The 14,091-nt window shown below is 65.4% G+C and carries 11 protein-coding genes; 8 read left to right on the top strand and 3 right to left on the bottom strand.

Annotated elements, in window-relative coordinates:
• The 3 genes from DID98_RS33065 to DID98_RS33055 form a co-directional block, all read left to right on the top strand.
• Positions 1-561, top strand: a 561-nt coding sequence (locus tag DID98_RS33065) for a transketolase family protein (RefSeq protein WP_311767945.1), incomplete at its 5' end; no start/stop codon positions are given.
• Between the two features lie 493 nt (positions 562-1,054).
• Positions 1,055-2,053 (top strand): LacI family DNA-binding transcriptional regulator, encoded by a 999-nt coding sequence (locus tag DID98_RS33060; protein ID WP_124489851.1) that lies wholly within the window; start codon positions 1,055-1,057, stop codon positions 2,051-2,053.
• 486 nt (positions 2,054-2,539) lie between these two features.
• On the top strand, positions 2,540-4,963 hold the full coding sequence (locus DID98_RS33055; RefSeq protein WP_124572046.1) for a beta-glucosidase: 2,424 nt from the start codon (positions 2,540-2,542) through the stop codon (positions 4,961-4,963).
• A gap of 337 nt (positions 4,964-5,300) precedes the next feature.
• Here the strand turns inward: DID98_RS33055 and DID98_RS33050 are convergent, their stop codons facing one another.
• From DID98_RS33050 to DID98_RS33040, 3 genes are read right to left on the bottom strand one after another with little or no spacing between them, the layout of a single operon-like run.
• Entirely contained in the window at positions 5,301-6,551 is a 1,251-nt protein-coding gene (locus DID98_RS33050) for an NAD(P)/FAD-dependent oxidoreductase (protein WP_124489850.1), read from the bottom strand.
• A gap of 4 nt (positions 6,552-6,555) precedes the next feature.
• On the bottom strand, positions 6,556-6,864 hold the full coding sequence (locus DID98_RS33045; protein ID WP_011657860.1) for a non-heme iron oxygenase ferredoxin subunit: 309 nt from the start codon (positions 6,862-6,864) through the stop codon (positions 6,556-6,558).
• 36 nt (positions 6,865-6,900) lie between these two features.
• Positions 6,901-7,986 carry a fatty acid desaturase family protein gene (locus DID98_RS33040; protein ID WP_185640920.1) on the bottom strand — a complete coding sequence of 362 codons (1,086 nt, stop codon included), beginning with the start codon at positions 7,984-7,986 and terminating at the stop codon, positions 6,901-6,903.
• Positions 7,987-8,157: 171 nt separating this feature from the next.
• On the opposite strand from DID98_RS33040, the gene DID98_RS33035 reads away from it, so the two are divergent.
• From DID98_RS33035 to iolG, 5 genes are all read left to right on the top strand, one after another.
• Positions 8,158-9,222, top strand: coding sequence for a LacI family DNA-binding transcriptional regulator (locus DID98_RS33035; protein ID WP_124489848.1), 1,065 nt, complete (start codon positions 8,158-8,160; stop codon positions 9,220-9,222).
• Positions 9,223-9,362: 140 nt separating this feature from the next.
• On the top strand, positions 9,363-10,397 hold the full coding sequence (locus tag DID98_RS33030; RefSeq protein ID WP_124572045.1) for a xylose isomerase: 1,035 nt from the start codon (positions 9,363-9,365) through the stop codon (positions 10,395-10,397).
• 36 nt (positions 10,398-10,433) lie between these two features.
• Positions 10,434-11,264, top strand: coding sequence for a TIM barrel protein (locus DID98_RS33025; protein ID WP_124572044.1), 831 nt, complete (start codon positions 10,434-10,436; stop codon positions 11,262-11,264).
• 179 nt (positions 11,265-11,443) lie between these two features.
• Positions 11,444-12,565 carry a porin gene (locus tag DID98_RS33020; protein WP_124572043.1) on the top strand — a complete coding sequence of 374 codons (1,122 nt, stop codon included), beginning with the start codon at positions 11,444-11,446 and terminating at the stop codon, positions 12,563-12,565.
• Between the two features lie 77 nt (positions 12,566-12,642).
• Positions 12,643-13,629 carry an inositol 2-dehydrogenase gene (iolG, locus tag DID98_RS33015; RefSeq protein WP_124572042.1) on the top strand — a complete coding sequence of 329 codons (987 nt, stop codon included), beginning with the start codon at positions 12,643-12,645 and terminating at the stop codon, positions 13,627-13,629.
• The last annotated feature ends 462 nt before the right edge of the window (positions 13,630-14,091 follow it).

Genomic DNA, 14,091 nt, shown 5'->3' with positions numbered 1-14,091 from the left:
ATGCGTGCGATGCCGAACATGACCGTGATCGATCCGTGCGACGCGCTGGACATCGAGCAGATGGTGCCGGCGATTGCGGCGCACAAGGGGCCGGTGTACGCGCGCCTGCTGCGCGGCAACGTGCCGGCCGTGCTCGACGAGTACGACTACCGGTTCGAGCTCGGCAAGGCCAAGTTGCTGCGCGACGGCAACGACGTACTGCTGATCTCGTCCGGGATCATGACGATGCGTGCGCTCGAGGCGGCGAAGGCGCTCGAAGCCGATCGCGTCGATGTCGCCGTGCTGCATGTCCCGACGATCAAGCCGCTCGACACGGCGACCATTGTTCGCGAGGTGGCACGCAGCGGACGCATGGTGATCGTCGCCGAAAATCATACGGTGATCGGCGGGCTCGGCGAAGCAGTCGCGACGGCGTTGCTCGGGGCCGATGTCGTCGTGCCGTTCCGCCAGATCGCGCTGCCGGATGCGTATCTCGCCGCGGGTGCGTTGCCGACGTTGCACGACCGTTACGGGATCTCGGCAGGCGCGATGCGAGCGAATATCAGGTCCTGGCTCGAATGACGGATCGGAATTGCGGGTGTGCCGGGAGAATGGTATGCCGCGCGGCGACGTTGTTGTGGCAGCTTTCCTGATCCAGGCGATTGCTCCCGAGCAAGTCAGCGCTTTGCTCGGGAGCGCCGACGCGACCAGACATCGACGGCCTGGATATCGCACCGCTAGCGATTCTGCGTGGGTCCCCGGCGGCGCCGCGCCGCGTTAACGTGATGTACAGCCCGCAGGTGACGATTTGTTGCCCGGCGATTGCGCCTTGCGTCACGGTTGAGCGAAAAGCACAGCGCGGCGATTTTCTCGGACGTGATGAATCGCACGCTCGGTGGAAGCTTTAGGGGTGTTGCCGTGCGCGCCATTCGATGCCACTCGCGCGAGCGAGCGCTGTCCTTCAGTAGGTGCCCGCTCACTGTGCAAATGGGTGAGATGATTTTCGCGGGCGCTCGCGGGGCGCACGGACTGCCCATCTGCGACAATGGCCGGATTTCCGAACTCCCTTCCGTTTATGAAGAACCCAATCCCGACGATCCGCGATGTGGCAACGGCAGCCGATGTCTCGGTTGCGACCGTATCGAAATACGTTAATGGGACCAAGCGCTTCTCGCCGGAAGTGGAGTCGCGCTTGAAAGCCACAATCGAAAAGCTGGGTTACCAGACGAGCCCACTCGCACGGTCGATGGTTACTGGGCGCACGCGTACTATTGGCCTCGCGATTCTCGACATCAGCAACCCGCACTTTGCGAGTGTCGTGAAAGGGGCTAATCGGGTTGCGCTCACCCACGGCTACACGCTGCTGCTGGTCGATACGGAAGAGGACCCGGCGCGCGAGCGTTCGCTGATCGAGGCACTTGCACAGCGCGTGGATGGATTGATCGTGAGCTCGCGGCTCTCGGAGCGGGAAGCCGACTGGATGCTGGGCTTGAAGAAGCCGGTCGTGATGTTGCGACATCTCAATGAACTCGCCATCCCGACGGTGAGCATCGACAACTGCCTTGCCACGTATATGCTAGCCCGACACCTTCTCGACCTTGGGCATCGGAAGATCGCTTATTTAGGGTTTGGCCAGGCATCGATTGATCCCGAGCGGATTTGTGGCGCAAGCGAATGTCTGGCGGAGGAGGGGCTCGCTCTAGATGTGTACGATGCACACGCGCCGACGTCCGTGGCGGGGGAGCAGGCTTGCTCGAGGATACTGCTGGGCCCTCGCCGGCCGCAGGCGGTGATCTGCTACAACGATCTGATTGCTCTAGGATTTATGAAAGGTGCGAAGGCGCTTGGATTTCAACTGCCTCAGGAACTTTCGGTCACGGGAATCGACAACTCGCCCTACGGCGAGTATTCGGAGCCCACGCTGACGACGGTAGACACTCAGAGCGAGAAGATGGGTGAGCTTGCGACGCGAAAGGTATTCGAAGCACTGTCCGGACAGAACGATACTGCGTATCTTCTACTCGAACCACGCCTCATCGTACGGGACTCAACGTCGAATCGTCCGCGGCCCTGACGCCCCGAAGCTATTGCCAGCCGGAATGCGTATGCGGGTGCGTGGTTGCGACATATCTGTCGGGACTCTCGTCCTCGGCCGTCACTTTCCTGTCATCTCCGTATGACTACGCGCGTCTCGATCAGTCGCCTCGATGGATAAACGATTACCCATTGTGGGGGTGCTAGGGGATTCGTTCGCAGACAGATGGAATGCGCATAGGCGTTAATACTGACTAGGCAAGCCATAGTCGTCGCTCTACTCTAAGATAAACGTTTTCCCAAAAAGGGCGCGTCGGGGAATGACCGACGGCGGAACGACCAAGGTTGCAGGGACAGCGCGCAAGGCGACGTCGCGGCTGCTCGAACCACACACTTCGACGCAAATTGCCTGATGGTCGGCTCCTCGGCCAAGCGGAAATGCATGGGAACGCGTCTATACGGCGCTGAAGCGGTGTTGATAGTTAGTAATACAAAATATATGGAAGCATAGACATAGGAGCGAGACATGGGAAAATTGATCAAAAAGCCTGGGGTTTGGCTGGCCGCGGGGTTGACAGTGTTGTTGAGCGCGTGCGGAGGCAATACTGACAGTAGCGGCGCCCCGTCGTCCTCGGCGGGCGATTCATCGCCGTGGATGAATACGTCGTTGAAGCCCGAGCAGCGCGCGGCCCTGTTGGTGGCGGCTATGACACTGCCCGACAAGGAAGAGCAACTGGTCGGTGGCCCTGGCGTGATTGCTGAGCTTCCACAATGCTTTGGCGCGCGCCATATTCCCGGACTCCCGAAATACCACATTCCGACGCTTCGCATTACCAATGGGCCAGTCGGCATCGGCCAGAACGATTGCGTTCCGGTCGGCTCGGCGCCGAGTGGTGCCGCGGCACTGACGAGCGCGGCGTCCGCCAAGGCGACTGCATTACCGTCCGCGATCGCGGTGGCTGCATCGTTCGACCATGCGGTAGCGACGCAATTCGGTGACGTAATTGGCAAGGAGGGTGCAAACCTCGCGCTTCACGTATTCGAAGCGCCGGGCATGAACCTGGCCCGGCTGCCCATTGGCGGCAGAAATTTCGAGTATATGGGCGAGGACCCCTATCTCACAGGGACAATGGGCGTCGCCGAGATCCAGGCGGTCCAGTCGCACGGAATGATCGCGATGGCGAAGCATCTGGTCGCCAACGAGCAGGAGGTGAACCGGATGACCATTTCGGAAAACGTTGACGACCGGACGTTGCATGAACTCTACATGCTGCCCTTCGAGATGGCCGTCAAGGATGGGCAGGTCGGCGCTGTCATGTGCTCGTACAATTCCGTCAACGGATTCTCAATGTGTGAGAACAAGCATATCTTGACCGACGTCCTGCGTGGGCAATGGGGTTTCAGCGGGTACGTGCAATCAGACTTCTTCGCCGCGCACAGTACGGCAGGAACGATGCTCGCCGGGCTAGATAATGAAATGCCGGGCGTGATCATCCCGGGCGTGGTGACGTGGTGGACACCGGACAAGCTTAATGCTGCCGTCGCCTCGGGTGCGATCAAGACGTCGGATATCGATTCAGCATTGAGTCACCGATACACGCAGATGTTCAAGGCGGGCATCTTCGACCGTCCGCTGGTTCAAACACCGATCGATATCGTTGCCGACGGAGCTGCGGCGAAAGCGATCGGCGAACAGTCCGCGGTCCTTCTACAGAACGACGGAACGCTGCCTTTTAGCAAGGGGGTGCAGAATGTTGTCATTGTGGGGAAGGCTTCGCAGGTGTTTGCCCAGCAAGCTGTAGCCGGAGGCAGCAGTCTCGGCAACCCGATGGGGTCCGGCGGCGGAAGTTCTGACGTCGTCGCACTCTATACAGTTTCTCCGCTGCAAGGCATGCGGGATGTGCTCGCGAATCTCGGCAATACGACGGCAAAGGTTCACCTCGTGCTTGTCGACGATTCGAACACGAACGCAACCATTGATGGCGCGGCATCGACCTTTGCCGCTGCTCAATCCTTGATGGGCAGTGCCGATGCCGTTGTGGTGATGGCTGGATCGATTTCCGAAGAGGGCGCGGATCAGGCAACGTTTGTCGATGCGGCCGGCCTGAGTCTTGACGCCGGCAAATATCTAAATTCGCTCGATTGGTACGGACCGAAGGCCAGTTCGCTTACGACGACCAGTACCGTGAGGAGCAGCAACACGCTGGCAATGATCCAGAGCGTGGTTGCCACGAACCCGAAGACGGTGCTCGTGCTCAAGGACAATGCGGTCGAGGCCCTCGACCCGACGTTGCTCAAAGGCGGCGTGTCCGCGCCCGCCGCAATACTCGAAGCATGGTTCCCGGGGCAGGAGGATGGGCACGTTGTTGCCGACCTGCTGTTTGGCGTGACGAATCCATCCGGGAAACTGCCGGTGACGTTCCCGCAAGTCGGCCAGGGGTTCATGGATTCGATCAGTGCCGCGCAGTACCCGGGCGTCTCCGTCAACGGCGTTCCGACCGTGACGTATACCGAAGGACTCGCCATGGGATATCGTTGGTACGATGTGGTGAACAAAAGCCCTGCCTTCGAATTCGGGTTCGGGCTTTCCTATACGACGTTCACGATCCAGAATGCTGCCGTTTCGCCGGCAAGCAACGGAACATACAACGTCACCGTATCAGTCGCGAATTCGGGGAAGGTCGCGGGTGCGGAAGTCGTGCAGGTCTACGTCGCCTTGCCGTCGTCGTCCGGTGAACCACCGAAGCGCCTGGTCGGGTTCAAGAAGGTTTTCCTGAATCCCGGCGCATCGCAGACGGTCTCGCTCAACATCGATCCGAATGCAAGCAATCATCCGTTGAGCACGTGGGACAAGGACGCGCAGCAGTGGTCGCCGGCGAGCGGCACGACGACGGTGTACGTCGGCAACTCCTCTAGAAGTCTGAAGCAGGCTGGAACGGTCGTTCAATAGCCTCTGCTTTCAAACCCACGGAACGCCGTCTGAAAAGCGGCGTTCGGCCAGGACTTCAATGCGATTTCAAAATTCAATTTTGCGTACCGCCAATCCAGCTCATTGTCGACTGTCGTTGCACGGCGCGCATCGCCCCATCTCTAAACCGTCCGGACTTCGACTTTTTTCCTGGCGGATCATTTCGAGGCTGGACTGCGCGGGATTGGTTGCTTGTTGACAGCGTCCGGCAACCCAGCCCGGGAGCTCTTTTTGCCCCTGTATCTGCTGCCGCCCGCGATGGCATGAACCCGCGGCAGCGGCCGCTGCGTGCCGCCGGTCCTTCTTCGCGCGGGTGCCGTTACCGGTCGCCCGCGGCCGACACCAGCGACTTCAGCTTCACAGCCGCATCCGCGACCGCAGCCGGTGTCACGTCGATTCCGCGCTCGACCAGCATGCGCGCGACGCGCATCTCCTTCACGAATCCCGACGCACGACCAAAGCCGCTTGCCGCGACGAGCCGCGCGCCTGCATCGAAGTGAAAATGGATTTCCGCATCGTCGCCGAGTTCGCGCGCGACCGTGCGCACGCCGAGTGCCGGTTCGCCGGCCACCTGCAGCTGCGCGTCGTATTGATCGGACCAGAACCACGGCATCTCGCGATACGGTTCGTCGGCGCCGAGCATGTTGCGGGCGGCGACACGCGCCTGCGTTTCCGCGCCGTGCCAAGTTTCCTGACGCACGAGCCGCCCTGACGCCCGGCTCGGGAACACCGCGACATCGCCGGCCGCGTAGATGCCGCGTGCTGAGGTTTCGAGCCGCGCGTTCACGACGACCCCGCGTTCGACGACGAGGCCCGCATCGCGCGCCAGTTCGTCGGCCGGTTCGATCCCGATGCCGGCCACCACCGTATCGGCGCTCAGCACGTCGCCGTCGTCGAGCACGACGGCCAGCGCGCCGTCCGGCGTGCGCTCGATCGCGACGGGCCGGCGGTTCAGGCCGATCGCGACGCCCCGCGCCAGATGCAGCGCATGCACGCGTGCCGCGATCAGCTCCGGCACCGCGCGCCCGAGCAGGCGCGGTGCCGCGTCGAGCACGGTCACGCGACAGCCGCGCAACCGCGCCGACGCCGCGACCTCGAGACCGATGAAGCCGCCGCCGATCAGCACGACGCGCGCGTCGGGCACGAGCCGCACGCCGAGCGCCGCCGCGTCGTCGAGCGTGCGCAACGCGAAAACGCCGTCGTGTTGCGCGCCCGGAATCGCGAGGCGGCGCGCACGGCCGCCGGTCGCGAGCAGCAGCGCTTCGCAAGCGAAGCCGCGGCCATCCGACACATGCACCTCGCGCGCCACCGGATCGATCCGCTCGACCGTCGCGACGATCGGCTCGATGCCGTCCGCGCGCCACGCATCCGGATCGCGCAGTCCGCATTGCGCTGCGCTGCGCTCGCCGGTCAGCATGCCCTTCGACAGCGGCGGCCGCTCGTACGGCAGGTGCGCCTCCGCACCGATCAGCACGATGCGCCCGCGCCAACCGCCCTCGCGCAACACCTGCGCCGCGCGACCGCCAGCATGGCCCGCGCCGACGATCGCCATCACCCGGTCGTTCGCCATCGCGTCACACCTCGATCAGGATGCGGCCGTCCTCAACCTTCGCGCGGTAGGTGCGCAGCTTCTCGCAGGCGGGCGCCGACAGCGCCCGGCCGTCGCGCACGTCGAAGCGTCCGTTGTGTTTCGGGCATTCGATCACGTGATCGATCACGAGCCCGTCCGCGAGATGCACGTGCTCGTGCGTGCACAGCCCGTCGCTCGCATAGACGTTCCCGTCGATCCGGTAGATCGCGTACGTGCGGCCGTCGTGGTCGAAGCGGGCGACGTCCTCGTCGTCGATGTCGTCGAGGGCGCCGGTGTCGATCCATTGCGTCATGATGCGTGTCTCCTGGGTTGGAAGGTTCGATGCCGGTCAGGCACGCGCCGCGTCCGGCACCGGGCGCACGACGTAATAGGACGGGTCGCGCGTCTGCCGGACGAGCGCCGGCACGATCTCCGCATACGCGGCCAGCGTGCCGCGGTACGGCGGCGGCATGTCGGCCTTCACGGCTTCATGCAGCTTCGGCAGCGCGTGGAACGGCACCATCGGGAACATGTGGTGCTCGACGTGGTAGTTCATGTTCCAGTACAGGAAGCGGAACACCGGATTCATCGTCACGGTCCGGCAGTTGCGCCGGTGATCGAGCACGTTCTCGGGCATGCCTGCGTGCTGCGTGAGGCCGAAGTACAGGTACAGCCACGCGCCGTAGAGGCTCGGCAGCCCGATGTACAACAGCGGCAGGATCGTGTGCCAGTACAACGACGTGCCGACCACGAGGGCATAAATGCCCAGATGGATGCGCGCCTCGCGCACGGCCTTCGGCCACTCCGATTCGGGCACGTAGGTGCGTTCCTCGTCGTCGAGCCGGCCGGCGAACGCCAGCACGACCATCTTGCGCAGCTCGCTCGCCACATGCTTGAGCGCGACCACGTTCAGCGCGAGGCCAAGCCAGTCGGTCGGCTTCGGCGCGGCGATTTCCGGATCGCGCCCGACGACCAGCGTGTCGGTGTGATGGCGCGCGTGGCTCCAGCGCCATACCGTCGCGCGGCGGAACACCTGGAACGACGCGACCTGGTACAGCACGTCGTTCATCCAGCGCGTGCGGAACGCGGTGCCGTGCCCGCATTCGTGCCAGCGCGAATCGGCCGGGCTGCAGTAGAGCGTGCCGTACACGGAGAACGCTGGAATCGCCCACGCGGAATGCGCACGCCATGCGAGCCACGCGAGCGTGCCGCTCGCGACGATCGCCGCGTACCAGATCAGCGTGTCGCGGATCGCGCGCGCATCGTCGCGCTGCATCAGTTGCTTCATCATCGGCCGCGGCACCGGGCACCGGTACCACGCGGCGTTGACGAGCCCCGCCGCTTGCGCGCGCTCGCCAGCGCCGCCGATCATTCGGTATTCCTGACGGCGCGCCGCCGCGGTGCGATCGTGCGCATGGTCGTCCGTATGGGCCACTCGAGTCTCCTGGTTTTTCGTTTGCGGGAAGCGCGGCGAGCGCTTCGCATGCATTCAAAATTAGGCGACGGCCATGACCCGCTCAATCGAAACGTTGACGAAATTTCGCCATCGCTTTAGCGTTCCGGACAGCGCCACGCACCGATGGCGATAACAGGCAGGGAGACGACCATGACCGACCCGTCCGGTCCGCGCTGGCGCAAGCGCACCGCACGCTTCGACGAGATCGCGGCGCTCGCCGGGGTGAGCACGACCACCGTCGACCGCGTGCTGAACGAGCGCGGCAGCGTGTCCGCGCAGGCGCGCGAGCGCGTGGTCGCGGCCGCGCGCCAGCTCGGCGTGCCGCGCCAGTTGCCCGACACGCGGCACGGGCTGCTTCACGTCGACGTGCTGCTGCCCGACACCGACGCGCCGTTCTTCCGGCGGCTGCAGCAGGCGCTCCAGCGCTCGCTGCAGATGCTCGACCGGCGTGTGGTCGTGCACCGGACCATCCTGCCCGCCGCGGACGACGAACGCGCGGCCGCGCTGATCGAACGGCCCGCCTACCGGCGCGCGGCGCTGATCGTCACCGCGCGCGACACCCCGCGCGTGCGCGACGCGCTGGCCGGCGCGATCGCACGCGGCGAGACCGTCGTCACGATGGTCACCGACATCGGCGGTATCGACCGCGTGCACTACGCGGGCATCGACAACTACCGCGCCGGGCGTACGGCCGGCTATTACATCGGCCGCCTCGCGGCGCGCCCCGGCCGCGTCCTGCTGCTGGGCGGACGCATGGGCTACCGCGCGCACGCCGACCGGATGGCCGGCTGCGTCGACCAGTTGCGCGAAGCGTTCGCCGACCTCGGCTGCGACGCCGCACCGGTCGAAACGCTCGACCAGGACGACCGTTGCTACCGCGCGGTGATGAACGCGCTGCATGCGCACGACGACATCGTCGGGATCTACAACAGCGGCGCGGGCTCGACCGGCATCGAGGCCGCGCTGCGCCGCGCGGGTGCGGCCGGGCGCGTCGTCTGGATCGGGCACGAGATGATCGACCTGCACCGCACCTACATCGAGGCCGGCTCGATGGACATCGCGATCGACCAGGATCCGGACGGCCAGGCGATTTCCGCGTTGCAGCACGTGTTGCACGCGTGCGGGATCGTCGAACAACCACCGCCGGGCGATCCGGTCGAATTCCGTGTGTTCTGCTCTGCCAACGTGCGCACCAGCGCGTACCTGCCGGCATGACGCCCGCTGCGCATCGCGCGGGTGCGCGTCGCGAAAAAATCGACCGCCGCATTGGCGATTTTTCGTCAACGTTTGTCATGCCGGCCGCGCCGCACGTCCGTACATTTGGCAGCCATCCAGAACCGGAACGGATGGAGACGATGGCTGAAGCGATCCTCATCGGCGTGAACCTCGACGGCGTACTCGAACACGACGGCCTGCCGCTGCCCACGCCCGCCGAGCGGTTCCGGATGATTGCCGGTGCCGGCGTGTTCGACTACGTCGAGAAGAACCCGGTGCACGGCGAGGACCTGTCGCCGTACTTCGCGCTCGTCGACCGGCATGCGCTGCCGATCCGCGTGATCGGCGGCATCTGGTGCGCCGGCCGCGACGAAGCGCACGTCGTCGAGATCGTCGACGCCGGCGCGCGGTTCGGCAGCACGGTACTCAACTGCCAGCTGTACGCGCATCATGCGGACGGCCATCCGCTGTCGGACCGCGAAGTCGCCGACTTCTACCTGCGCGCATACGAACGCGGCGAGCCGGTTGGCTGCCTGCCGAGCCTCGAAGTGCACGTCGACATGTGGAGCGAGGATTTCCCGCGGATCGCGCGCGTCGCGCAATGCGTCGAGCAAACAGGCGTGCCGTTCCGGATCACGCTCGACCATTCGCACCTGCTGTTCAAGCTCGGCAATCGCCCCGAACTCGATGCGTCGAGCCTGCGCGAGCCGGTCGAGCGCGTGCGGCAGCTGCTCGACCCGGCCTCGCCGTCGGCCGTCTACGCCGACTGGATCGCACGCGGCTGGGTCCGCCACGCGCATGCGCGCAGCGTGATTCCGAACAATCCGGAGAACCGCTGGATGCGCCGCGCGGACGGACGGCCCGGCCGCGGGATCCAGTACCCGTTCGTCGAACCGGCGCCGGGCGCGTATCACGGCGAATGGCGCGCGGCACCGCTCGACACGTGGAAGACGGCGCTGCGGCGCCTGCTGGAGTGGCAGGTGCATACGCGGCCGACACCGCTCGAGCAGATCAGTTGCGAGTTCATCCCGTTTCCGGACTACGGCGGCGGCGCCCGCTATTCGATCTTCGACAACAACGTCGCGTGCGCGCAATGGCTGCGCGCCACGTGGCACGCGCTCGCCGCGGAACCGGCGGATGTGCCGCCCGGCGCCGGCGCACGCAGCTTCACCTGATTCGCCCCGCCCCATTCGACACCTGAGGACCGAACGATGACGCAACCCGCCTTTCACTTTTCGCTGAACCGGATGAGCGCGCCGCGCCTGCCGCTAGACCGCTATGTCGCGCTGTGCCGGCGGCTCGGCATCGACTCGATCGAGATCCGCAACGATCTCGACGGCGTCGAGATCACCGACGGCACGCCGGCTTCGGCCGTGCGCGCGACGGCCGAAGCCGGCGGCGTGACGATCCTGACGATCAACGCGCTGCAGCGCTTCGACCAATGGAACGCCGAGCGCGCGGACGAAGCGACCGTGCTCGCCGACTACGCCGCGCAATGCGGCGCACGCGCGCTGGTGCTGTGCCCGACCAACAGCCGCGGCGACACGCGCGAGCCCGCCGCGCGGCACGCCGATCTCGTCAAGGCGCTCAAGGCGCTCGAGCCGATCCTCGACGCGCGCGGCCTGCTCGGCTTCATCGAGCCGCTCGGCTTCGAGGAATGCGCGCTGCGCCGCAAGTCGGACGCGGTGAAGGGCATCTACGCCGCGGCCGGCGAGCGGGTATTCCGGCTCGTGCACGACACGTTCCACCATCATCTGTCGGGCGAGGACATCTTCTTCCCGAACCTGACAGGCCTCGTGCACATCTCGGGCGTCGAAGAAGGCGACCTGCCGGTCGACCGGATGCGCGACGGCCATCGCGTGCTGGTCGGCGGCGCCGACCGGCTCGGCAATGTCCGGCAGCTGCGCGAGCTGCTCGCGCGCGGCTATCGCGAGGCATTCTCGTTCGAGCCGTTCGCGAACGAAATCGCGGAAGCGGGTGACATCGAAGACCGGCTGCGCGCCAGCATCGACTACATCCGCGGCGAGCTGGCGGCTCGCTGAGCGTCGCAGCGGCGCACGCCGCCGCGGCAATCGCCGCGCGGCACGTCGCGTCGCGCATCCTGCCGCGCACGAAACGGCATGCGATGCGGTACACGACGTGACGTACGCGCGAGACACGCGCGACACGACGCAGGCAAGCAGGCAATCCACAACAAAACGACGACAGGTCTGGAGACGACATGAAACGAGTTTCGCCAACGGCACTCATCTGCTCAGGATTCCTCTGTTATTCGAGCGCTTTCGCGCAAACATCGGTCACGCTATACGGCGTCGCCGACGCCGGCCTCGACTACGTGAGCCAGGTGCAGGCCGGCAACGGCACCACCGCGTCGCGGCTGCGCGCGCAAAGCAGCGACTGGGGCGCGAGCCGGTTCGGGCTGCTCGGCCAGGAAGACATCGGCGGCGGCTATCGCGTGGTCTTCAATCTCGAATCGGGCATCAACCTGATGTCGGGCACCGCGGGCGACGGCAACGGCAGCCTGTTCAGCCGCAAGGCGCTCGTCGGCGTGCGCCACGACCGGCTCGGCACGCTGACGTTCGGCCGCAACCTGTTCATCGCGAACGATCAATGGGACATGGATCCGCTGCTGCAGCAAGCCTATTCCGCGACCGCGCTGGTGCGCAGCCGCAACGTGCCGATCACCAGCAACAACGTCGAATACCGGTCACCGTCGTGGAACGGCTTCAGCGTGCACGCGCAGTACGCGCTCGGCAATCAGGCGGGCGGCTTCAATCTCGGCGCGGCGCACGAGTACGGCCGCAGCGACGGCATTCAGCTCACGTACCGCAACGACTTCGTGATGCTGCGCGCGATGTACGACGAGCTGCGCGACGCGAACGGCCGGATGAGCAACGTGTTCACGAGCTCGCGCGAGGTCTTCGCCGGTGCGAACCTCTATTGGCGCGCGCTGACGTTGCAGGCCGCGTACACGCACCTGAACGCGCCCGACACGCCTGCCGGCCTCGCGCGCAATGCCGATCACTACTGGATCGGCGCGCAGTATCGCGTGACGCCCGCGCTATCGCTCGGCGGCGCCGCGTACTACGTGCACGTCGGATCGGGGGCCGGCGACGCGACGCACGATCCGTCCGGCCACGCGTCGATGTTCGCGCTCGGTGGCGCCTACAGCCTGTCGAAGCGCACGCTGCTCTACGCGACCATCGCGCACGTGCGCAACGCGAGCGGCTCGAATTTCTCGGTCGCGAACAACAACCCCGGCACGGACAACGACAACCTCGCGAATCCGCTGCCGGGCCGTTCGCAGACCGGCGTGAACATCGGCATTAATCACTCGTTCTGACGAGCGCGACGGTGCGCGGCCGACGTGAGCCACGCAGCGTCCCACACAACGGAATCACCAGAAGAAAGGAGCACACCATGATCGAATTCGCCTTGTTCGGTGCGGGAAGAATCGGGAAGATCCACGCGGCGAATCTGGCGCGCCACCCGGGCGCGAAACTCAAGTACGTGATCGACCGCCATGCGCCGTCGGCCGAAGCACTCGCGCAGGCGCACGGCGCGCAGGTCGCCGACCTCGAACGCGCGCTCGGCGACCCGTCCGTGCAGGCCGTCGTGATCGCATCGAGCACCGATACGCACGCGGACCTGATCGTCGCGGCGGCGAACGCGGGCAAGGCCGTGTTCTGCGAGAAGCCGGTCGACCTGAGCGTCGCACGCTCGCGCGAATGCGCGGAGGTCGTGCGCCGCCGCGGCGTCACCTGCATGATCGGCTTCCAGCGCCGTTTCGATCCGACCTTCGCCGCGTTGAAGGCGCGCGTCGAGCGCGGCGACATCGGCGCCCCGGAAATGCTGGTCATCACGAGCCGCGACCCCGGCGCGCCACCCGTCGACTACATCCGCAGCTCGGGCGGCATCTTCAAGGACATGCTGATCCACGACTTCGACGTGTTCCGCTGGATTCTCGGCGACGAAGCGCAGACGCTGCACGCGACCGGCAGTTGCCTGACCGGTCCGGCCGTGCGCGATGCCGGCGACATTGATTCGACCGCGGTGACGATCCGCACGCGGCGCGGCCTGCTTTGCCAGATCAACACGTCGCGCCGCGCGGCGTACGGCTACGACCAGCGCTTCGAGCTGCTCGGCAGCAGCGGGATGCTGCAGGCCGGCAACGTGCGGCCGACCGAAGTGACCGCATGGGCGGCGAACGGCATCGCCACGGATGTGCCCGAGCCGTTCTTCCTCGAGCGCTACCGGCACGCGTACGCGGCCGAGATCGCGCACTTCGTCGATGCGCTGCGCGACGGCACGCGGGTCAGGACGACCATCGAAGACGGGCTCGCCGCGCTCGAGCTGGCGGAGGCCGCGATGACGTCGTGGCGGACGGGGCGCGTGGTCGAGGTGTAATGGACGCGACGGCGGCCGGTGCCGACACATCGCCGTCGCCGTGCCGTCGGTGCGGATCCGATACGCTGGATCCGCCCGGCGGTTGGAGCGGCCCGCCGGATGGCTTGCTGGACAACGCGCGGTGCAGCCGTGAAGGAACTGTGCCACTACGGATTGATCGTCCGTTCGAACTCGGGTTTCGATCGATGCCCGACCGCGACAGCCGATGCTACAACGGCGTCGCGGGGGAGTTGACGCCGGTCTTCGCGACACCATGCTTGATGACGATTTTATTTTGAGGCATGCAAAAATATGAGTTCGTGACAGTTTTCCGATTCCGAGTTGCTGTCGACCGGTGAAGTGACATTTTTGCTTCGCAAATGGTGACGACTTTGCTTTTGTCTACGCCATTGTGATAGAGCTGCGACGCTCATACCAGCAGCGGCGCGATTTCATACGCCGCTAAGATCGGTATATCGCCTC

Origin of the sequence: Burkholderia sp. Bp8984 (assembly GCF_003853755.1) — a bacterium.
In the GTDB taxonomy this organism is placed as follows: Bacteria; Pseudomonadota; Gammaproteobacteria; order Burkholderiales; family Burkholderiaceae; genus Burkholderia.
This window is presented reverse-complemented; position numbering and strand designations above follow the sequence as displayed.